Source organism: Antrihabitans spumae (assembly GCF_043944905.1).
Classification (GTDB): Bacteria; Actinomycetota; Actinomycetes; order Mycobacteriales; family Mycobacteriaceae; genus Antrihabitans; species Antrihabitans spumae.
Genome location: NZ_JBIMSN010000085.1, coordinates 1 through 21,228 on the forward strand (window position 1 = coordinate 1; position 21,228 = coordinate 21,228).

Genomic DNA, 21,228 nt, shown 5'->3' on the forward strand with positions numbered 1-21,228 from the left:
GACCACACCCCATTTTCACCCCAGCAGCGCGTCCGGAGGGCACCTTTAACTCACGAGCGCGAGGCGTTCAACCCGTACACCCGTTCCGCAGTCCGACCGAAGACGTCGTCGTGTTCCGACGCGCTTCGGTCGTTCTGTCGTTCAGCGATGATCGATCTGATCGCCTCGACGACGCCACGCGGATCGGATACCGGTTTCTCCATGGGGGAGTTCGATCCCCACATCGTTCGCGTGGATCCGAACTGATCCAGCGCGAAGTCGACCAACGGTGCAACCCGCTCTGCCAATTCGGCAACCGGTACCGACGTTCCCCGCAACGGCAGCCGATGTCCGAGAACCGGCAACGCTAGCCCGGTCAACTTGACCACGACGTTCGGCTGTTGCGCCACGGCAGCCAGATCGTCACGCCACGCAGCCAACAGCGCTCGACGCTCGGCCTCCGAACGACCCGTGCTGCGGCCGACGGGCCCGAATACCCCCGCCGGGGTGCCGATGTTGTCCAGCACAATCGTCACTTCCGGGTAGCGGATGGCCAACTCTGCGACATCGGGTAGGTCGTGCGCGTAAACCCAGGCGTCGAAGGTCAGCTTCCGCTCCGCGAGCTTGGCGAAACCGTCGAGAAATCGCGGCTGAACAAGCAGTCGGTACACCGAGGTCCACGAGCGGACCGCCTTGTCCTGATGGTGCGCAGCAATCGAGCGAATGCCTCGAACGAGCGGCGAGGCGTCGAGATGCGCGTCGAGTACCTGCGCGAAATTCGGCGACGTCGGATCGGCCGCGGCGACTATTGCGCCGAGACGCAGACCGTCGGGCTCGAACGGAAGTGATGCGATCCAACGGGTTTCGTCGACCGAAGCGAATTCTCCGCGACCCCGCCAGCCGGATTCGACGTGGACTACGGTATCGATCGGCAAGCCGTCGATATCGGCGCGGTACTGCTCTGGCAGATACGGCTTCGCGAGATAGACGGGGTCCGCGATCGATTCTCGATCGGCGCGCGAAAGCAGCTTGAACCCGAGGTCGAGCACCGGCGGCAATAGGCGAGCAGGCGTAAGGTTCAAGCGCCAGTCGCGCGGTGTCGAATGGGGATCCCACTGATGGATGTGGGAGTCGACCATACGAAAGGTGTTGTTCGTCAACGCGTCTGGACCACTCAGCCTGGGATCGGAATCGTGATGCCCGGCAGAATTTCGATCTGCCGCATCGGTGGTGGCGGCGGAAGCACGATCAACGGTGGTGGCGGAGGCGGTGCGGCGGACGTGCTCGGGGCAGGTTTTGCCGGTGCGCTGTACGCCGGAACTCCAGCTTGGCCGCCGATGGGGTCCGGGAAGGGGAACTTTTCGACGTCGGTGCCCTCGAGCGCTCCGTCCATCGTCTTCTTCCAGATGTCACTCGGCAATCCGGATCCGTAGATGCTGCTGCCGTAGAGGTCGGTGATGGCTTGCGCCTGCTCGGTGCCGATCCATACTGCGGTGGACAGTGACGGTGTGTAGCCGACCATCCACGCGTCCTTGTTCAATCCGGTGTCGCCGTACTGAGCCGTTCCGGTCTTCGAGGCCGACGGCCGCCCACCTGCGAGACCGTGGCCCCGCGAGTACGAAGCAATGGGAAGCATTGCCTGCGTTACGTTTTCGGCTACAGCAGGTTCTATGCGCTGCTCGCCGGGTTCGGGTAGGCGATCGAGGAGAACGGTTCCGTCCGCAGTCACGACTCGCTGGACGAAGTGAGGGGCGTGGTAGGTGCCGGATGCGGCGAGCGTGGCGTAGGCGGACGCCATGTCTATGGGTCGAACCTGGTACTGACCGAGCACGATGCCATCTTCCGGAATGCCGTTGTCCTGCGACAACGACTTACCCGGCAGTCCTGGAATGTTCTCCGGTATGCCGGCTTCGTGAGCGGCGTCGGCGATCTTCTGGGGACCGTTCTCCATCGATCTAGTCAGTCGATAGAAGCTCGTGTTGAGGGACTGCTTCAACGCCTGGGCGATGGTGCAGGTCCCACAGGTTTCGCCGCCGACGTTCGAGATCGAGACGCTACCGACCGTCAGTGGCGCACTGCTGTACATCGCCGACAGTGGGATATCGTCCTTGAGCGCTGCAACCAGCCCGAACACCTTGAACGCGGAACCGGTTTGCAGCGGGGCCTGCGCGAAATCGAAGCCGGCACCGTCGGCACCGCCGTAGTACGCGCGGACCGCACCGGTTCGCGGGTCGATGGACACGACAGCGGTCCGCAGCTCGGCTGGTTCGCCCTCGAAAATACTGGTGACCGAATCGATCGCGGCTTGCTGCGCCTTCGGGTCGATCGTCGTCGTGATCTGCAGACCGCCGGTGTTGAGATCCTGATCGCTGATTCCAGCTGCGCGCAACTCGTTGAGCACCTGGGTGCGGATCAGGCCCTCCGGACCACGCGCGACGTTCTCGTCACCGACCTGATTGGTCGGGATGATCGGCGGAAAGACGTTGGCCGCTCGCTCTGCGCTCGGGAGCACACCCATCTCGACCATGCCGTCCAACACGTAGTTCCAGCGCGCTGTCAGTTCTTGGGAATGCAATTCTGGATCGAGGCTCGACGGACTTCGCACGACCGAGGCGAGGACGGCACCCTCGGCGACGGTCAAGTCGCCGACAGGCTTGCCGAAGTACGACTTCGACGCCGCCGCGATGCCGTAGGCGCCACGGCCGTAGTAGATCGTGTTCAGGTAGGCGGCAAGGATGTCGTCTTTGCTCCATTCCCGCGCCATTTTCGCGGAGATCACCAGCTCACGCCATTTGCGGCTGACGCTGCGATCGGATCCGACGAGAGCATTCTTGACGTATTGCTGGGTGATGGTCGACCCGCCGCCCGCGCTTTCCTTGCCCTGAATGTTGTCGCGAGCTGCTCGGAAGAATCCGGTGACCGAGAAACCGCGATTCTGATAGAAGTTGCGATCCTCCGCCGAGAGCATTGCGTTGCGGACGTGTTCCGGCACATCGCTGATCGGAACTTCGGTCCGGTTGCCTTCGGGCGGAACAACTTTGCTGAGGACGGTCGTTCCGTCGGTCGCAAATATCGTCGCGACCTGATTGACGCGCATATCCGAGGGGCGTGGCACCTCGGCTTGGCTGTAACTGATCACGAATGCTGTCGTAGGCACGATGATCGCGAGTGCGACGAGTACGTAAAGGGTGCGCCGGACGTACCGCCACTTCGACTTGCGCTTGGGCGAGCGATCCTTCGGCCGTTTCGGAGAAGCACCAGGCGCCGAGCTCACCCCGCCTGCCGAATCTTTCGTCGGCTCATTGGCCGGCGACGGTTGCGGCAGCGTCGCAGCGCGGTGGGAACTCACGTTCATTGCCTCCGGACTCCAGGACGCCTCCTACCTGGATCCTTGCATCGGATCGGAAGCCCAGGGTAACCGCTCACTCGAGCAATTGCCCAGCCACCTGTCAGCTCTTGACTCCACCGGCCGTCAGACCGGAAATGATTCGGCGTTGGAAGAGCAAAACCATGATGACCAACGGAATCGTGACGATCGTCCCTGCCGCCATGATCGCCGCATAGGGAATAGCTTTCGGGTCGTTACCGGAGAAGCGTGCGATCGCAACGGTGACGGGTTCGGTGGCGTCGGAGGAAAGCAACCGCGCGAGCAGATATTCGTTGACGGCGGCGATGAACGCCAGAATCGCTGTCGTGAATACTGCGGGCGCGGCGAGCGGAAGCATGATCAGACGGAACGCTTGGAATTTGCTTGCGCCGTCGATTCGCGCGGCCTCCTCGAGTTCCCACGGCAATTCCGCGAAGAACGACGCAAGGATATAAACCGTCATCGGCAGGACGAAGGAGATGTTCGGAATGATCATCGCCTGGTACTTGCCGATCCATTCGAGATCGGTGAACAGCTGGAACAGTGGTGTCACCAGTGCGACGACGGGGAACATCGAGGCCGAAAGAATCAACCCGGCGATGAGGTATTTTCCGCGAAATGCCACGCGCGCAAGCGCATACGCGGCGAAGACGCCGAGCACGAGAGCGATCGCGGTTGTGATGCCGCCGATGACGACGCTGTTGGTGAGCGCTCGCGTGAAGTGGTTGCCCTTGTCGGTGTCGAACGCATTGCGGAAGTTCTCGAAGGTGAGATGCGTCGGCCACGGTGTCGTGTCGTAGGTGTAGTCGGCATTGCGGAATGCGGTGACGGCCATCCAGTAGAACGGCGCCAAACCCCAGATCAGGATGATGGCGACGCCGACGTAGACGCGTAGCGACCCGAACTTCCAGCGGCGAGCCGGGACGACGACCTCGAGTGTGTCGGGTTTGCGATGGGTCATCGAACGCCCTTTCGCTGGTCTTCCTGAGTGCGAACAGCGTTGGCGCCAAGCACTTTCACCAATGCGAACGCAACGATGAAGATCATCACGAAGGTGATCGTCGACAGCGCCGAGGCACTGTTGGGACCCTGTCTGATCTGATCGACGACCAGCATCGAGACCGTCCGGGTCGCGTCGTTGTCGAGGGTCAGAATCGCCGGCAGGTCGTACATCCGCAGTGCGTCCATCGTTCTGAACAGAATCGCGACCATCAGCGCGGGCTTCACAAGCGGCAGTGTGATGTGCAGGAATCGCTGCCACGCCGAGGCCCCGTCGACACGGGCCGCCTCGTAGACATCCTGCGGAATCATCTGCAGGCCAGCGAGTATCAGCAACGCCATAAACGGCGTCGTCTTCCACACGTCGGCGATGATGACGGCGAAACGGGCAGGCCATTCGTCCGACGTCCAGAGAATCGACGTGCCGAACACACGGTTGATCACACCGTCGTAGGCGAACATGAACTCCCACAGGCGTGCGGTGACGGCGGTCGGGATGGCCCACGGGATCAGCACCGCAGCGCGAAGCAGCGCACGACCCTTGAAGGTTTTGCCCATGACGATCGCCATGCCGAGGCCGATCACAACCTCGAGCGCGACCGTGACGACGGTGAAGAACAGGGTGACACCGACAGCGGACCAGAACTGCGAGCCGAGGGTTCCAGGCGGGCAGGAGGCAACGCCGCCGGAAATGGTCGGGCATTCCTGCCACAGCCAATGTGTGTAGTTGGTCCAGCCGGCACTGCCACCTTCGACGAACATTCCGGTGGCGGGGTCGAGACCCTGGTCCTTCTGGAACGACATGACGAAGGCACGTACGACCGGGTAGCCGATGACGACGCCGAGCGCGACGAGGACCGGAGCAATGAGGAGCCAGGCACGAAGGCTCCCGAACCAACGCCGACCAGCACCGCGGCCGGGAGTTGAACTCCCGGCCGCGGTGGCGTCTGGCTTGGCTCCGCTGGTTTCACCAGCAGAAACTGCCATTGCTGTTCTCCTGTGTTACTGCCCGGCAGACTCGATGCCCGCCTGCATGTCCTTGATCGCCTGGTCTACCGACTTCTCGCCTTTGAGTGCAGCATAGGCATTGTCCTGCACTGCCTTTGACACCGCGGGGTAGAAGGGCGTCACCGGTCGCGGCACGGCGTTCTCGATGCCTGCCTTCAATGCGGGAAGATACGGCATCTTCTCGATCAGCGCAGGGTCGTCGTACAGCGCGGGCAGCACGGGCGGCAGACCGCTTTCGCCGATGATCCGCTGAGCCTGCTCACCGGTGATGAACTTCAGGAAGTCGAGCGCGGTTGCCTTGTTCTTCGAGAAGGCGCTGATCGCGATGTTGTAACCGCCGAGAGTCGAGGTACCAACGCCCGTGGAACCAGGCAGAGGGGCGACGCCGACCTTGTCTTTCACAGCCGAGCCGTCCTTGTTGGCGTTCTCGTACACCGACGGCCAGTTGCGCAGGAACAGCAGCTTGCCGGACTCGAATGCGCTCTGGCTCTCGGGTTCCTTGTAGGTGATCGCTTCCTTCGGAATGTTGCCGTCGGAGTATGCGGTGACGAGTTCCTGCAGTCCGGCGCGTGCCTCGGGGCTGTCGACCGTCGGCGTCTTACCGTCGGGACCGACGAAGGTGCCGCCGTAGGAGTTGATCGCCTCGGCCGTATTGACTGTCAAGCCTTCGTACGGGGCGTACTGGCCGGCGTAGCAGCCCATGTCGTTGGTCTTTGCGACCTCGCACGATGCCATCATCTCGGCCCAGGTCGTCGGTGCGGTCGGGACCAGGTCCTTGCGGTAGAACAGCAGACCGCCGTTGGTGTTCTTCGGGGCCGCGTAGAGCGTGTTGTTGTAGGTGCCGCTCGCTACCGTCGCGGGCAGCAGCGCGCTGGTGTCGAGGGCGTATTCGCCGGTCAGCGGTTGCAGCCAGTTTCGCGCGGCGAATTCGGCCGTCCACGGCAGATCGAGCGCGATGACGTCGTAGTTGGACTGCTTTGCCTGCAGATTCTGGACGAGGTCGTCGTGTTGCTGATCTGCGTCGTTCGACTGCTCTTTGAAGGTGACCTGCTCGTCGGGGTGCGTCTCGTTCCACTTGTCGACGAGCTGGCGGACGACGCCGGACTCGGTCGTGTCCTTGCCTTCGACGTAGGTGATCGGTCCGCGGCCGTTGCCGCCCGAGCTCGAGCCGCTGTCGGAGGAGTCGCTATCGCTCGAACATCCGGTGACGGCGAGCATCGCGACGGCTGCTGCCGCCAGCACTGCTCTAGGGAGTACAGCTCTCGAATGCAATGACATAGATTTCTCTCCAGTAGTCAGTTGTCGTGGATTCTCGGCGCAGGCAGCGACGGACGCATGCGTGACGCACATCGCAAGATACTTTGGCACGGAAAGCGGCGAAACGGGTCGGTACTCGCGAACGCTGCAGATGTCGGCGTCTTCGGCGCGTGTCGGTCGCACCCATTACCCTCGGCGCCGTGAGTTCCGAGAAGATGCTGACCCGGATCGGCGGCCTGCTGCGGCAGGCGGAGTCGACCGACAACGAGCACGAAGCGCAGGCGTTTATGGCGGCGGCGCAGCGTTTGGCGACGCAGTCGTCGATCGACCTCGCGGTTGCCCGGTCGCATACCGCCAATCGAGAACGCCGTCCCGTTCCGACGCAGCGGATGATTCGGATCGGCGAGACCGGCAAGAAGGGCTTGCGGACCTACGTCCAGTTGTTCCTGGCGATTTCGCATGCGAACGACGTGAAATGCGACGTGACGCAGTCGTCGACCCAGGTCTATGCCTACGGCTTCGATACCGACATCGATGCGTGCGAAGCGCTGTACGCGAGCCTGATCATTCAGATGGTCCGCGCGTCGGACACCTACATCAAATCGGGCAGCTACCGCGAGGCGACGGTCGAGAAGCTGGTCACCGAGGGGCGCGGCCTGCGTAAGCGAACCCGTCGGGTCAAGGTCCCGATCGCGGGTGTGACGGCGCGGTTGAACTTCCAGCTGGCCTACGCGGCACGCATCGGGGAACGACTCGCGGCCGTGAAACGCGACGCCGAAGCCGAGATCGTCGCAGCCGAGGTGGCGGGAACTGGAACGGCGCTTGTATTGCGCAACAAGCAGATCGAGTTGCAGGACTACTACTCGGAGACCTCGCAGGCGCGTGGCACGTGGCGGGGTACGCGAGCGACTGCGGGCTATTCGTCGGATGCGCGACGCGCAGGCGACCGTGCGGGTAGAGCTGCTCGCCTTGGGACGTCTCCAGAACTCGGTGCTGCTCGCGGGCAACTCTCTTCCTGATGAGGCGCGACACGCAACGAGGAAAGGTCTACGACGCAGAAGCGCTGGTGCGCCGAGTGTTCGATCGGGCGGACGAGTACGGCGTCAGGCAGTTGGAATTGCTCGGCTCGACGATCACGTTGCCGATCGAACGTCGGTTCGCGTCGGTGGAGTCCGTACAGAGTTATGTCGACAGCGTGCTGGCGCTGAATTGGGTTCGGGCGCAATGGAAACGAGCGTGCGTTCCGGTGTCGGTGCGGCAGCGGGCAGGCCAGCAGGCTGCGCACTACGAGGTGGAAACGGCGACGATTGCGGTGCCGCTGCACGTCGGGGCACGAGCATGGGCGCTGCGTGAACTGGTCGTGCTGCACGAACTGGCTCACCATCTGGAGCCGTCCGAACTCGATGTCGCGCCGCACGGACAGGAATTCGTTGCCCGATACCTCGAGTTGGTGGCAGAGTTGATCGGCGTCGAGGCCGGCCTGCTCATCCGGTCGACGATGGCCGAGTGTGGTGTTCGGATCGGTTCGGGTGCACACTGACCCGTCCGTTGCCGTCTCCGGTTACGAAGTCTCTGATGACGTGCGCCACACACGGCGTCGAACAGCAATGCCCGAACTTCACCACGAGGGAGCCCCGACCCATGGCGAATCTGTTGCAACGAACTGTGCCGACCACGTGACGGACGAGGTCACCACGACGCTCGGATCGCCACTTCGGCTTGTCGGGTTCTACGACGTAGGGCGCGAGAAGATCCGTGAGTTCGCCCGTGCGGTCCAGGATTTCAATGCTGTGCACTGGGTGGAGTCCGCCGCGAAGGAGTTCGGATACGACGAACTACCGGCCTCGCCGACCTTCGGCGCCATTCTCGGTGCGATCTCCCAGCGCTGCATCTTCGAAAAGTTCCTTCCGCATTACGACCTCAGCCAGGTGCTGCACACCGAGCAGCGGATCGTCTTCTGGCGGCCGTTCGTCGTCGGCGACCGACTCGTCACCGACGTGACGTTCGAAGGGTTCCGGCAGGGACACGGTCAGGACACTTTCGTCTTCCGCACCGACATCAGCGAAATTCGCGGCGAAGAGACCTTGCTGCAGTCGTCGTGGACCACCATCGTCGCGCGCTCGGGCGGTGGCACCGCTGACGAGAATCTGGCCGTGGCAGTCGACGCGCTGATGATGCGAAGTATGACAACCGCTTCGGCACGCAAGGGTGCGGCAGCAATTGGCTACGTCGACGCCGCGATTCACCAGCGTGAGCAGCCTATGGTCAGTGCCAAATTCGTGCCGCAGCCGAATCGGTCGTTCGAGAGCGTCTCGGTCGGCGACGAACTCGAACCGCACGTCGTCGAACTCACCAGCGGCGACCTCGTGAACTATGCCGGCGTATCGGGAGATCCGAACCCGATCCATTGGAGCGATCTCATCGCGAAACTGGTCGGCATGGACACCGTTGTCGCCCACGGGATGCTCACCATGGGCCTCGGTTCGGGACTCGTGTCATCGTGGGTCGGGGATCCGGGTGCCATTCGCGCCTACGGAGCGAGGTTCGCCCGCCCGGTATTCGTCGACCCGCAGCGCCCGGCGCAGGTGCATATGACGGGCAAGGTGAAATCGCTCGACGAAGCCGCGCGGACAGCGGAGGTCACGATCGTCGCAACCTCGGACGGCAAGAAGATCTTCGGTCGGGCGGGGGCGACGGTTCAGCTCGGCTAGGCCGACACTCCGGGTGTGTGAGCGGTGCCGGTGACGGTCGCAACGTCGGTGGCGTTGGCACTGTCTTGGGTCTCGTAGGCGATGGCGGCGGCGACGAGAGCCTCGGAAAGTCCGGCAATGTTTGTCAGGAGGCTGACGCGGCGGGTGTCGACATAGCCGGTGAAGCGGTCGAAGCTGCTCCGCGAGTTTTCAGGCCAGCCTCTTCCGGCGGAGGCGATGGCATTGTCGGTGTCGCTCAATCGTTTTGCGGTGTCGGCGAACAGTGAATCGAGTTTGTCGGCCGCGATTCGAAGCATGGTCGTGTCGACGTCGACGGACGGTCCAGCGGGTGTTGATTCGGCAGGCATTCGCTCCCCCTCGGTTGCTCCTGACGCGATGTTAGGCTGCCGGACAGGGGTACGGGAGGCAACTCGGGGGGGTTGGGTGGAGCTCGACGACATTCGCGCGTGGGATCTCTACGCGCTCGAGCAGTTGGAGGATTCGCTGTCGCGGCGGATCGAGACGGTCGCCGATGTCCAGCTTCAACTGGCCGATATCGGTCGTCTGCCTGCATGGTTGAGTGAAGCCGGCGAGGTTGCGCGGCGCCGATTCCAGGTCACTGCAGACGATTTGACCGATGAGGCAGCTGCGTTGTCGGCTGTCGGCGAATGCGCGCGCCAAACCCGCGAGGCGGTCGCACACCTGAAAACGGAACTCGCCGACATCGAAGCAGACGCGGCCGCCGATGGAATGCAGGTGGACGATTCGGGTGCTGTCAAGGTTGTCGACACCGCCGAGCGGTCGCCAGAAGAAGCCGAAGCGCGTGAGCAGCGCCGGGTAGAACTCGAGGCGCGGGCGAAGGCGTTGATCCTGCAGGCAGAAGACGTCTCGGCTGACGCAGCTCAGGTTTTGAACAAGGCCGCTGAGGGCAAGATCGACGATCACGGTGCGACCACTATCGACGCCGCTGCGGCGGCCGGCGTGTCCCAAGGGTCGCTGAGTGCACCTGCACCACCTGCCGACGCGGCGACGAATCCTGCTGCGGCGAACGGCTATTGGCAGGCCATGCCCGACTGGCAGCGTGCTGAGGTGATCGCGAAGCACCCGGAATGGGTTGGCAACCTCGACGGGGTTCCCAGCCAAGCCCGTCACGACGCGAACATCGCCCGCATCGGAACCGAACGCGAGCGGCTGGAACACGAGCGGGACGAGTTGCAGCGCAAACTGGACGAAAACGTCTTCGGCGGAACGTTCACCAACGACGATGCTGCACTCTGGTACACCGAGCAAAAACTGAAGGATCTGGACAAGTTGGAAGAACTGGCGAAGTCGAACTCCGACTTCTCGATCATGTACATGGACATGACCGGGGAGCTGGGTAAGGCGGCATTCGCGATCGGTGACCCGGATACCGCCGATCACATATCGGTGACGACACCCGGTTTGAACACCACGGTCAACGGCTCGTTCGAGAGCATGTCGCAAGAAGCCCGTGGGTTGAGGGATCTGAGTATGCGTGAGCTCAACCGCAGTCCCGATCACAACGGAGAGAACGTTGCGACAATCGGTTGGCTGGGCTTCGAAGCACCGAACGCGGTGGGGCCTGGGAACTTCGACAGTGGCCGCGGCTGGCACGATGTGGCGTCGGAATTGAAGGCATCGGAGGCCGCACCGCGGCTGGCGCAGTTTTTGGAGGGGCTCGAGGTTGCCTCGCACGAGGTCGATGGTGCGGACAAGAATCCGCACATCACGGCGGTTGGTCATTCGTACGGGTCGCTGGTGACCGGCCTGGCTCTCGGAGAGCCCGGGGAGGCGGCCGACGACATGGTGGTCTACGGATCACCAGGTATCTCCGCGGATAAAACCGAGCAGTTGGGAATCGAGCACGGTCACGGGTACACGATGCTGGGTGACGCCGACGATCTGATCGATGTCCCGGCCTTGGTGGAGCGATTCGGACCGGACCCGCACACCAACCCGAACTTCACGCACCTGTCCACCGATCCCGGCACCACGTCCGACGGCATTTTACGAGAGGGAGCCCACACCCACGCTGACTACCCGCGAACTGGTAGCGACGGTGAGACGCTGCGAATATCCGGGTACAACATCGCTGCCGTGGTTGCAGGCTTGCCGGAATTGGCGGTGCGGGAATGAGAGTGGGCGCAGTTGGTAGGACGATCGTCGCACTGTTTGTGGCGGTGGTGGTGACCGGAGGATGCGACAGGAGTGGGTTGGTGGATGACGAGGAGCGTTTGAAAATCAAGATCGCTGAACTGCGATCGCAGCCGTCGTTGGAGGAGACGGAACGACTGTTAAACGACACAGTTGGGCAGATCACCGATGCAGCGACCGGGATCGTCGGAACCTTGCGCTGGGAGCAAGTGCAAGTGCGCAACCAGGGTTTGTGCGGTCACGACTACCGTGACACAGGCGGCCTGGATGTGTTTCTGCCTCACATTCGTGCAGACCGGCCTGTTCCCGAGGAGAACTGGTCGCAGGTCCTTGAAGCCGCACGCGAGATCGCGCGGCAGGCGGGAATCACCGAGATGCAGATCTTTTCGGATGTGCCAGGCAATCGCGAAGTCCGAATGTACGGCGAGAACGGCAACGCGATCACGATTGGATATCGGGGAGCCACCGTCATATCTGGCAGGACCGGGTGTCGATTGCCCGCAGCTGACCTCGCGCAGCCGCCGAGTTGAGCGTTCGAGTCGCCGCGTCCCATACCGACCATTTCGGCAGTTCGGGAATGCGAGTGGGAACAGTTCGTAGAACAATCGTCGCGCTGCTTGTTGCGGTGGTGGTGACCGGAGGATGCGACAGGAGCGAATCGGTGAAAGACGAGGAGCGGCTCAAAATCAGGATCGCAGAACTGCGGTCGCAGCCGTCGTTGGAGGAGACCGAACAACAAATGAACGACATCGTTCTGCAGATCACCGAGGCCGCGACGGCAATCGTTCCCACGATGAGTTGGGCGACAAACAATAACCGCGAGCGGAGTCAAGGCACCTGCGGACAGGAGTATCGCGATACCGGTGGCCTGACTGTCTTTCTGCCGCAGATGGGTGCTGACCAGGCTATTCCCGAGAAGAGCTGGCCGCAGGTGTTGCAGTCCGCCCGCGAGATCGCGCGGCAGGCGGGCATCACCGAGATACAGGTATTTGCCGACGCACCAGGAAACCGTGACGTTCGGCTATACGGCGAGAATGGCAACGCGATCATGATCGGGTATTTGACGGCTTCTGTTATCTCCGCGCGGACCGGGTGTCGATTGCCTGCAGCCGATCTCGCGCACCCTCCGAGTTGAGCGTTCGAGTAACCGCGTACCAGACCGACCATTTGGCGGTGCGGGAATGAGAGTGGGCGCAGTTGGTAGGACTGTCGTCGCGCTGCTTGTGGCGGTGGTGGTGACCGGAGGATGCGCCAGGAGCGAATCGGTGAAAGACGAGGAGCGGCTCAAAAACAGGATCGCGGAACTGCGCTCGCAGCCGTCGTTGGAGGAGACCGAACGGCTCGTGAACGAAACAGTAGGGGGATAGCCGAGGCGGCCACCGCACTCGTTCCGTCACTGATCTGGCGTCCAAACCGCGAACGCTCGCAGTACTCCTGCGCCTCCGAGTACGAGGACACTGGGAGCCGGTGGGTTTCGACACCGCACACGGTGTCCGACGTTCCGATTCCAAATGCAGATTGGCCCAAGGTGTTGCAGGCCGCGCGTGATATCGCTCGAGAGGCGGGAATCACTGAGGTGCAGGTCCTGTCCGACGTGCCTGGTAACCGCAATGTCAGGTTGTACGGCAACGACGGCAACACGATCACGATCGGGTCCTTGAAGGCATCTGTCATCTCTGCGGATACCGGTTGTCGGTTACCCGCGGCTGACCTTGCACAGCCGCCGAGTTGAGCTGTCGCGTCGCGGGTGCCTCTCAAGAACGCTCGCTTGGCGAGAAACCGTCGATGCGGAAAGTCGGGTAGTCGGCCACGATGTCCTCGAATCGGTCCAATGGCGCGGATTTGTCGATCGGGAAGTGTGGACGTGCGCCTGGCGCGACGTCGAGATATCGCGCGAGGATTGGAGCGCGCGCCGCGGGAGGGACCTCCGTGAGCCGCACCTTCCACGAGCCACCATGGCGGATCACTGCCTCGCCGTCGGCAGCTTGTACGTTGCGAACCCAGTTCGCGTTCCTGCCGAGCATCGATACGGCATACCAAACGTTGTCGACGTCAGCCAGCACGATCGGAAACCTGATCGGCCGACCGCTCGAACGTCCTTCGACTTCGAGTTCGACGTCGCGTGACCGTGCTAGCCGGCTACCCGAGCTGTACTGGCTCGCAAGTGCCGTTGCAGTACCAGGCGAATTCTCGAACCGAGGTTCGGCGGTCCGGCAGGTATTCTAGGCGTCCGTCGACCCCCCTATCGGAGGAGCCGAAGCCTGTGGATGCCGCCTATTTCATCGTGCCGTTCGTCGGCGGACTTGCCGCCATGCTGGTGCGACTGCCGCCCCTGGTCGGCTTTCTTGCGGCCGGATTCGTGCTCAACGCAATGGGTTACGAGAAGACGGACGCGCTGCAGACGATCTCCGACTTGGGTGTCACGCTGCTGCTCTTCACCATCGGGCTGAAACTCAATGTGCGGACGCTGTTTCGGCGCGAGGTATGGGGTTCGGCGACATCGAACGTCATCGCATCCACCCTTGCCCTGATCGGGTTCCTCAGCCTGATGAAACTTGCCGGGATCGCACTCCTCGCCGACGCGGGCTGGACGACCATGGCGGTGCTTGCCTTTGCCTTCTCGTTCTCCAGCACGGTCTTTGCGGTCAAGGCGCTCGAGGAACGCAGCGAGATGCGCTCGCTCTACGGCCGCACGACAATCGGTGTGCTCGTCATGCAGGATATCTTCGCCGTCGTCTTCATCACCGCGTCTTCCGGGCATTGGCCTAGCCCATGGGCATTCGCGCTCGTTCTGCTCATCCCGGCCGCCCCCTTGATGCGTGCGCTGCTGCCACGCATCGGACACGGCGAAATGCAGATCCTCTACGGGGTCGTGCTCGCGCTGGTTGTCGGCTACACCCTCTTCGAGCAGGTTGGACTCAAGGGCGACCTCGGTGCCCTGATCATCGGCATGCTGCTCGCGTCGCACCCGTCGGCAGGCGGTCTGTCCAAATCTCTGTTCGAGATGAAAGAGCTGTTCCTCGTCGGCTTCTTCGTCACCATCGGACTCGAAGCGCTACCGACGTGGAGTTCGTTCGGGATCGCCGCGCTGCTGTTGCTCGCCTTGCCTCTTAAAGGCCTGTTCTTCATGATCGCTTTCGACGGTCTCCGGTTGCGGCACAGAACGGCGCTTCTCACGACGTTCAGCCTCACCAACTACTCCGAATTCGGACTCATCGTCGCCGCACTTGCCGCGACGCACGGCTGGCTGACAGATGATTGGCTGGTCGTCGTATCGCTCGCGGTAGCAATGAGTTTCATCATCGCGGCGCTGTTGAACACCTTCAGCCCGCAGCTGTACGAAAAGGCGGTGAAGGTGTTGCCGCCGCAGGATCCGAGCAAGCTGCACGACGGTGACAAACCGATCGAGCTGGGCGATGCACGCGCTGTCGTCGTCGGAATGGGCAGGGTCGGCCACGGTGCTTACGACAGGTTGGTCGAGCAATACGGCGTGACTGTGCTCGGCGTCGAATCGGACGAGGACAAGGTCCGTGGCTTTCGTGACACCGGCTACAACGTCGTCGAGGCCGACGCGACCGACCCCGACTTCTGGGACAAACTGCTGCTCACCGACACCGTCGAAGTCGTCATGCTTGCCATGCCGGACCACTCGGGAAACATCTTCGCGATGGAACAGCTGCACCATCGGGAGTTCCTCGGCAAGATCGCCGCAATCGTCAAATACTCCGAGGAGATGGTGACGCTCCGCGAGGCAGGCGTCGACGCCGTGTTCCATATCTACGATGAAGCAGGCGTCGAATTCGCGGACAAGGCTGCGGAATCGATCGGGCTCGGTATACCGCCCGTGAGTGGTCCGACGGCCTGAGTGTTACCGGCCGCCGGACCACCGGTCAGGTCAGGCGTCGGCCGTCCGACGTTGCGAAGAAGTGAATGTGGCTCGGATCGGTGTACAGGTTCACTCGGGCACCCTTCGCGGGCGGGTTGCGCCAGTCCGCGCGGGACGTGATCTGCACTCCGGTGGTGTCCATGGCCGTGCTCTGCGAGTCGGCGGGTGCGATCGCGCGACCGTAAACGTATGCGTCGGAACCGAGTTCCTCGACGACGTCGACCTCCATCTCGATGCCGATCGTGCCGATATCGAAATGTTCGGGCCGGATTCCGACGACGACCGTCTTGTCGAGCGAGGCCTCGATGACCTCACGTGACACGGGGATCTGCCAGCCGCCGATGGTGACGTTGCCGTTCTCGATGGGCAGCGTGAACAGATTCATGCCCGGTGAGCCCATAAATCCTGCGACGAATACGTTGACCGGCTTGGCATACAGCTCACGCGGAGTCGCACACTGTTGCAGCACACCGTCTTTCAGCACGGCGACTCGATCACCCATCGTCATGGCCTCGACCTGATCGTGGGTGACGTAGACGGTTGTCGTGCCGAGTCGGCGCTGCAGTTGCGCGATCTGGGTGCGGGTCTGGACGCGCAGTTTGGCGTCGAGATTGCTGAGCGGTTCGTCCATGAGGAACACCTGCGGTTGGCGCACAATCGCTCGACCCATCGCAACGCGCTGCCGCTGACCACCGGAGAGCGCCTTCGGTTTGCGATCGAGGTAGTCCTCGAGGTCGAGCAGCTTCGCAGCTTCGAGCACACGGGTCTTGACGTCGCCCTTGCTCACCTTCGCGAGTTTGAGTGCGAAGCCCATGTTCTCGGCGACCGTCATATGCGGGTACAGCGCGTAGTTCTGGAAGACCATCGCAATGTCGCGTTCTTTGGGCTCCTTGTTGGTGACGTCTTTTTCGCCGATGAAGATTCGGCCCCCGTCCACCTCCTCCAGCCCGGCGAGCATGCGCAGCGACGTCGATTTGCCGCAGCCCGACGGACCGACGAGAACGAGGAATTCGCCGTCCTCGATCTGCAGCTCGAGCTGGTCGACGGCGGGATCTGACGAGCCGGGGTAGAGCCGGGTCGCTCGATCGAATGTCACAGAAGCCATGACAAATAAATCCCTTCACCGGCAGGAACGTGCCGGACGATCCAAGTAAAGGAGGTGCGGCGCGGTTTGCGACGCAGAAGGGAGTATGGCCGATGACGTGGGCTTCTGCGGGGTGAGGGGGGCGGCGGTAGGCTCGGCGCGGAATTCGAGTGAGCATTCTTCGTCGCTGAGGAGCACTTCTATGTCGCGTCCGATTCGTATCGGGGTCCAGCTACAGCCCCAGCACGCGCCCGATTACGGCTTGATTCGCGACGCCGTTCTGCGGGCTGAGGATGCCGGTGTCGACATCGTGTTCAACTGGGATCACTTCTATCCGCTGTCCGGAGACCCCGACGGAGAGCATTTCGAATGCTGGACGATGCTCGGTGCGTTCGCCGAGCAGACCGAACGGGTCGAGATCGGCGCACTGGTCACGGGCGGCGGCTACCGCAATCCTGATCTGCTCGCCGACATGGCTCGTACCGTCGACCACATCAGTGGCGGCAGGCTGATCCTCGGACTCGGCGCGGGTTGGTTCGCCAAGGACTACGAGCAGTACGGCTACGACTTCGGGACGCCCGGCAGTCGGCTAGCGCTGCTCAAGGACTATCTCGCGCGGATCTCGTCGCGACTCGAAGTGCTCAATCCGCAACCGACACGCCAGATTCCGATCCTGATCGGCGGCGGCGGCGAACGAAAGACATTGCGGTTGGTCGCCGAATATGCGCAGATCTGGCACAGCTTCTCGAATTTGGATGTGCTGGAACATAAATCGGCTGTGCTCGCGGAGCACTGCGCGACGGTGGGAACCGACCCCGATCAGATCGAACGATCCGTTGCGTGGCCGGGCGCGGACAAAGCCCAGGCCTTCGTCGACGCCGGCGTTTCGCTGTTCACCGTCGGAACGAGCGGACCGAAGTACAACTTGGACGGTGTCGTCGAGGCTATTCGATGGCGCGACGAGCGCTCACCCGAAGCGGTGCTCGGGCCGGCGTAGGAGCGGCGTCAGCTGCGCCCTGGCGCGTCCGGTGTGTTGGTGGTGGCGGTGTCATGGCGTGCACTAGATCGGACCGTTGGACGTCTTCTGCGTCATGAGGGCGCGTACGAAATCTCGAATTTCTGGTTCGGCTTTCGAGGGCGCGCCACTGTCGTAGGGCGGTTGTGGGTCGTATTCGATCGCGAGCTGGATCGCTTGGGCAGTCGCATCACCAGCGAGTTCACCGACCAGCCGCAGTGCAAGGTCGATCCCTGCCGAGACCCCGGCTGCGGTTGCGATGCGGTCGGCGATGACGACGCGTTGTTCGGTGGGGATGGCCCCGTAGGCGGCGAGTTCGTCGTAGAAGCACCAATGCGTGGTGGCAGTGACGTTGTCGAGAAGTCCAGCGGCTCCCAGTAGCAGTGCTCCGGTGCATACGGAGCTGGTCCAGGTGGTCGTCGGATGGGTCGCAGCGATCCATTCGACGGTCGGACCGTGGTCGCGAGCTTCTCTACGAGCCCCGGGGCCGCCTGGGATCACGACGATGTCGGGCGCGGTCACGTCGGCGAAGGTGTGCTCGATGTGCAGTTGTAGGAGGCCGTTGTCGTCGGTGATGACGCCGGTTTCGGCGGCGCACAGGATTACTTCGGTGCCTGGCATGGCGGCCAACACTTGGTAGGGCCCGATGAAGTCCAGTGCGGTGAACCGGGGAAACAATCCGAAGGCGGCGATCATACGTTCGTCCTCACGTCTCGAAGTGCGGTGTCGTCGACCGGTTCAGTCATGATCGGCGGCTGGGATCAGTTGGGGCGGGTGGTGCCAAAGCGTAGTCGGCCTCGGCGTGCTCGATCCGCAACTGTGTCCCATAGCTGCACACCACGGCTTCGGTTGCGATGATCAGTTGATGCGTCGCTCCCGATCACTGCCCCTTCTGTTTGCTGCATTCGTTGCTTTGACCGCGTGTGCAGACGACTCGAAACCGGCGCCGGAACCAGCCCCGGTGCTCGTGTCCTTCGACGACGGGTGGGGCCAGATCTTCGTGGCCAACGCTGACGGCAGCGGTCTGCGGCAGATCACTCCGACCGTGGCTGACGACATGTCCGACGGTCGGTACGGAAACTTCGCCGCACTGTCGCCGGACGGTAAGCAGTTGGCGTACACCCGCGGAGGCAGGTCCATCGACGTCATAACCCTCGAATCGGGGGAGGCGACGACCGTTCACGAGGGCGGCTATCAGCCCGTCTACTCCCCGGACGGGTCGTCCATCGCGTTCACGAGCAGCGATGGAATCAGCATCATGAACGCCGATGGTTCCGACGCGCGCGTCGTCTCGTCTGAGGGGTCAGGGGCGAAGTTCTCGCCGGACGGGTCACGGTTGATCTTCAACGTGGACGGATACCTCGTCGAGGCGCCAACGACGGGCGGGGCATCGAAAGTCGTTCTGCGGGACCAATTCTGGAACTCGGACCCGGCTTACTCGCCAGACGGTTCCACGCTGGTGTTCTCGAGCAACCGCGGCGGCAACAATGGCTCCGAGATCTACTCGATGCCCGCCGGCGGTGGAGAGATCACCCGGCTGACCGCCACGTACGCGGTGCATCCGCAGTTCAGTCCCGACGGTTCCCGCATCTTCTACAGCAGAGCGACGACGCAGTCGGGTGAGTTGGTTGTCGACGTATCTACCTCGAACCGTTCGGAGCTCGCTTCGATGAAGCCCGACGGCTCCGATCAGAAACGATTCTTGCCTCGTTCGATCACCGCCCAATATCCGAGCATCGGCGGGGGTGCTGGTACCACTGGGTAGGTGAACTCGCTCGAATCCGACGTATATGTCATGCCAGGATCGATGCTGGCCTTCCAGGACACTGGAGTGCCGTTTCGGGAATTTCCTGCGCAGACCGAGGGCACGAGCCGCATTTCGTCAGCCGCCGAATCGAGTGGTCAGGTGACCTCGATACTCCGATGCGCACCCGTGTACCCGGCTTCAGCAGCGCGTGAACCCAGCACGAATACATAAGCAAGGAAAAGTGCTTCGGCAAATACGCCGATTCCCACGCGGATCGGTGTGCCGAGGCTGCTCGGCGTGACGAAGGCTTCGATCGTGCCCGCGAACAGGAACACAACGACGAGGCCGAGTGCCATCGCGCCGACCGCCTGACCCTGGCGCGCGAGCGCTTGCACACGGCTCTGCCCGCCGGGGTCGATCAGCGTCCAACCGAGTTGCAGACCTGCCCCGCCTGCGACGAAGATCGCCGTCAGCTCCAGAATGCCGTGCGGCGCAATGAATCCGAAGAAGGCGTCGAGGCGTCCAGCGTCCGCCATCAGACCACCGCTGACACCGATGTTCACGGCGTTCATCACCAACACGTACACCGCAGGCACGATCAGGACACCCATGAAGAGGGCAATCGCGGCAACCCACGCGTTGTTCGTCCAGACCTGAGCGGCGAAGGACGGTGCGGGATTCTCCGAGTAGTACGTCTCGAATTCGCCGCCCGGAGCTGTGACGCGCTCGATCTCCTCGGTAGAACCGACGGTGGCCTGCACATTCGGATCGTTTGCCACCCATACGCCGATCACGGTCGCGACGAGCAGGAACGCCCCGGCGACGCTTACCCACCAAGGCCACGATCTGTACAGGACCGCAGGAAAGCGGTAGGCGAAGAACGTGACGATTTCTTGACGGACGCCGGTCCGCGCACCGAGCGCTTTGGCACGAGCGCGCGCGACGAGGTCGGTGAGTTGAGCGAGCACGATCGGTTCGGGGGCAACAACCTGCAGATGCGCAAGGTCGGCCGACGCCAGCTGATAGAGCGTCACCAGTTCGTCGGCCTCGGCGCCGGTGAGCCGACGCCGACCGACGAGTTGATCGAGGCGTCGCCAGCCGGGCGTGCGCTTGTGAACGAATACGTCGAACTCCACTTGGCTTCCCCCTGCTCCGGCGTGTGGATCGCTTACTCGCGTAGCCGGTGGCTCTCGCGCTCGAAATGTTACGCTGCGAACCGCCGCAACCTGGGGGACGACGAACGTGACAGCAGCATCGGTGACCGGAGGCGACACCACTTTCGTCACGGGCGAAGCAGTGGCTCTCGACCTGCCGATCGCTCGTGTGCCGACACGGTGCCTCGCATTTCTCATCGATCTGATGTTGCAGCTGGCGACCCTTTTCGGGCTTCTGATTTTTGTGGGGATGGTCGCATACCGCGCTGACGAGGCGTTGCTCGCCGCGTTGGTCATCGTATCGACGGTCGCCGTCCTGGTCGGCTATCCGGTGGCGTGGGAGACGCTGACCAGAGGCAGGTCGCCGGGCAAGTTCGCGCTCGGCCTGCGGGTGGTCCGTGCCGACGGTGGACCCGCCGAGTTCCGTCATGCGCTCACCCGTGGCTTGTGCGGCGCCATCGTCGATTTCTGGCTGCTTGGTTTCTTCGGCCTCGTCGCGGTGGTGTCGTCGACCTGTTCGGCCCGAGGGCGTCGGGTCGGTGACCTGCTTGCGGGAACCGTCGTAATCCGCTCGGAGGCGGCCTATTTCGCGCCTTCGCTGTTGCATCCACCGCCGCGCATGGTGATGTGGGCCGCTCAGCTCGACATCGACGCTGTGCCCGACCAGCTTGCTCTACTGGTCAGGGACTACCTCAAGCGCTACGGACAGTTCGCGCCGCCGGTCGCCTTCGACGTGGGATTACAGCTGACACAACGTGTGTGCGCCTGCATGCGAGTCGAGGTGCCTGCACCGATTCCGCCGTTCGAGGTTCTCGCCGCTGTGCTCGCCGAACGACAACGTCGAGCACTCGCGAGGCCGATCTGATC

The 21,228-nt window shown here is 62.8% G+C and carries 20 protein-coding genes and 1 pseudogene; 11 read left to right on the plus strand and 10 right to left on the minus strand.

All coding sequences use genetic code 11. The features are described from left to right. Window positions 1–50: 50 nt before the first annotated feature. The 5 genes from ACHIRB_RS19160 to ACHIRB_RS19180 form a co-directional block, all read right to left on the minus strand. A complete protein-coding gene (locus ACHIRB_RS19160) occupies window positions 51–1,139 on the minus strand; it encodes an amidohydrolase family protein (protein ID WP_395114308.1) in 1,089 nt (362 codons plus the stop codon). A 14-nt stretch (window positions 1,140–1,153) separates the two neighbouring features. After that, the gene (locus ACHIRB_RS19165; RefSeq protein ID WP_395114309.1) at window positions 1,154–3,334 is read right to left on the minus strand and encodes a transglycosylase domain-containing protein; all 2,181 of its coding nucleotides are present in this window, start codon (window positions 3,332–3,334) and stop codon (window positions 1,154–1,156) included. Window positions 3,335–3,428: 94 nt separating this feature from the next. Continuing rightward, complete coding sequence (locus tag ACHIRB_RS19170) at window positions 3,429–4,307, minus strand: carbohydrate ABC transporter permease (RefSeq protein WP_395114310.1); 879 nt, start codon at window positions 4,305–4,307, stop codon at window positions 3,429–3,431. Then, entirely contained in the window at window positions 4,304–5,332 is a 1,029-nt protein-coding gene (locus ACHIRB_RS19175; RefSeq protein WP_395114311.1) for a carbohydrate ABC transporter permease, read from the minus strand. Before ACHIRB_RS19175 ends, ACHIRB_RS19170 begins: the two co-directional genes overlap by 4 nt. 15 nt (window positions 5,333–5,347) lie before the next feature. After that, the gene (locus ACHIRB_RS19180) at window positions 5,348–6,631 is read right to left on the minus strand and encodes an ABC transporter substrate-binding protein (protein WP_395125728.1); all 1,284 of its coding nucleotides are present in this window, start codon (window positions 6,629–6,631) and stop codon (window positions 5,348–5,350) included. A gap of 179 nt (window positions 6,632–6,810) precedes the next feature. On the opposite strand from ACHIRB_RS19180, the gene ACHIRB_RS19185 reads away from it, so the two are divergent. The 3 genes from ACHIRB_RS19185 (at window position 6,811) to ACHIRB_RS19195 (ending at window position 9,321) form a co-directional block, all read left to right on the plus strand. Then, the gene (locus tag ACHIRB_RS19185; RefSeq protein ID WP_395125727.1) at window positions 6,811–7,629 is read left to right on the plus strand and encodes a DUF2786 domain-containing protein; all 819 of its coding nucleotides are present in this window, start codon (window positions 6,811–6,813) and stop codon (window positions 7,627–7,629) included. Next, on the plus strand, window positions 7,629–8,150 hold the full coding sequence (locus tag ACHIRB_RS19190) for a TIGR04338 family metallohydrolase (RefSeq protein ID WP_395114315.1): 522 nt from the start codon (window positions 7,629–7,631) through the stop codon (window positions 8,148–8,150). The genes ACHIRB_RS19185 and ACHIRB_RS19190 overlap by 1 nt, the downstream gene beginning before the upstream one ends. A gap of 136 nt (window positions 8,151–8,286) precedes the next feature. Then, entirely contained in the window at window positions 8,287–9,321 is a 1,035-nt protein-coding gene (locus ACHIRB_RS19195; protein ID WP_395125726.1) for a fused (3R)-hydroxyacyl-ACP dehydratase subunits HadA/HadB, read from the plus strand. Here the strand turns inward: ACHIRB_RS19195 and ACHIRB_RS19200 are convergent. Beyond that, on the minus strand, window positions 9,318–9,668 hold the full coding sequence (locus tag ACHIRB_RS19200; protein ID WP_395125725.1) for an ESX-1 secretion-associated protein: 351 nt from the start codon (window positions 9,666–9,668) through the stop codon (window positions 9,318–9,320). The two genes, ACHIRB_RS19195 and ACHIRB_RS19200, sit on opposite strands and share 4 nt — an antisense overlap. Before the next feature lie 76 nt (window positions 9,669–9,744). Between ACHIRB_RS19200 and ACHIRB_RS19205 the strand changes: the two genes are divergently transcribed. The 4 genes from ACHIRB_RS19205 to ACHIRB_RS19220 all read left to right on the plus strand — a co-directional run bounded on the left by ACHIRB_RS19205 (window position 9,745) and on the right by ACHIRB_RS19220 (window position 13,207). Then, complete coding sequence (locus tag ACHIRB_RS19205; protein WP_395125724.1) at window positions 9,745–11,457, plus strand: alpha/beta hydrolase; 1,713 nt, start codon at window positions 9,745–9,747, stop codon at window positions 11,455–11,457. A gap of 80 nt (window positions 11,458–11,537) precedes the next feature. Further along, window positions 11,538–12,005, plus strand: coding sequence for an LppA family lipoprotein (locus ACHIRB_RS19210; RefSeq protein WP_395114322.1), 468 nt, complete (start codon window positions 11,538–11,540; stop codon window positions 12,003–12,005). Window positions 12,006–12,136: 131 nt separating this feature from the next. Next, window positions 12,137–12,610 carry an LppA family lipoprotein gene (locus ACHIRB_RS19215; RefSeq protein ID WP_395114323.1) on the plus strand — a complete coding sequence of 158 codons (474 nt, stop codon included), beginning with the start codon at window positions 12,137–12,139 and terminating at the stop codon, window positions 12,608–12,610. A gap of 111 nt (window positions 12,611–12,721) precedes the next feature. Then, window positions 12,722–13,207 (plus strand): LppA family lipoprotein, encoded by a 486-nt coding sequence (locus ACHIRB_RS19220; protein ID WP_395114324.1) that lies wholly within the window; start codon window positions 12,722–12,724, stop codon window positions 13,205–13,207. Between the two features lie 22 nt (window positions 13,208–13,229). On the opposite strand, the pseudogene ACHIRB_RS19225 reads toward ACHIRB_RS19220, so the two are convergent. Then, a pseudogene (locus tag ACHIRB_RS19225) lies at window positions 13,230–13,610 on the minus strand (nitroreductase/quinone reductase family protein); the annotation flags it as partial. Between the two features lie 128 nt (window positions 13,611–13,738). Here ACHIRB_RS19225 and ACHIRB_RS19230 point away from each other — a divergent pair. Then, window positions 13,739–15,340 carry a cation:proton antiporter domain-containing protein gene (locus tag ACHIRB_RS19230; protein ID WP_395114325.1) on the plus strand — a complete coding sequence of 534 codons (1,602 nt, stop codon included), beginning with the start codon at window positions 13,739–13,741 and terminating at the stop codon, window positions 15,338–15,340. A 25-nt stretch (window positions 15,341–15,365) separates the two neighbouring features. On the opposite strand, the gene ACHIRB_RS19235 is transcribed toward ACHIRB_RS19230, so the two are convergent. Continuing rightward, window positions 15,366–16,466, minus strand: coding sequence for an ABC transporter ATP-binding protein (locus ACHIRB_RS19235; protein ID WP_395125723.1), 1,101 nt, complete (start codon window positions 16,464–16,466; stop codon window positions 15,366–15,368). Between the two features lie 181 nt (window positions 16,467–16,647). Between ACHIRB_RS19235 and ACHIRB_RS19240 the strand changes: the two genes are divergently transcribed. Then, the gene (locus tag ACHIRB_RS19240; RefSeq protein WP_395125722.1) at window positions 16,648–17,442 is read left to right on the plus strand and encodes an LLM class F420-dependent oxidoreductase; all 795 of its coding nucleotides are present in this window, start codon (window positions 16,648–16,650) and stop codon (window positions 17,440–17,442) included. A 63-nt stretch (window positions 17,443–17,505) separates the two neighbouring features. Here the strand turns inward: ACHIRB_RS19240 and ACHIRB_RS19245 are convergent, their stop codons facing one another. Next, window positions 17,506–18,156, minus strand: coding sequence for a DJ-1/PfpI family protein (locus tag ACHIRB_RS19245; RefSeq protein ID WP_395125721.1), 651 nt, complete (start codon window positions 18,154–18,156; stop codon window positions 17,506–17,508). A 217-nt stretch (window positions 18,157–18,373) separates the two neighbouring features. Between ACHIRB_RS19245 and ACHIRB_RS19250 the strand changes: the two genes are divergently transcribed. Beyond that, entirely contained in the window at window positions 18,374–19,225 is an 852-nt protein-coding gene (locus ACHIRB_RS19250; protein WP_395127747.1) for a hypothetical protein, read from the plus strand. A gap of 137 nt (window positions 19,226–19,362) precedes the next feature. Here the strand turns inward: ACHIRB_RS19250 and ACHIRB_RS19255 are convergent, their stop codons facing one another. Continuing rightward, the gene (locus tag ACHIRB_RS19255; RefSeq protein ID WP_395125719.1) at window positions 19,363–20,343 is read right to left on the minus strand and encodes a stage II sporulation protein M; all 981 of its coding nucleotides are present in this window, start codon (window positions 20,341–20,343) and stop codon (window positions 19,363–19,365) included. Window positions 20,344–20,449: 106 nt separating this feature from the next. On the opposite strand from ACHIRB_RS19255, the gene ACHIRB_RS19260 reads away from it, so the two are divergent. Further along, a complete protein-coding gene (locus tag ACHIRB_RS19260) occupies window positions 20,450–21,226 on the plus strand; it encodes an RDD family protein (RefSeq protein ID WP_395125718.1) in 777 nt (258 codons plus the stop codon). The last annotated feature ends 2 nt before the right edge of the window (window positions 21,227–21,228 follow it).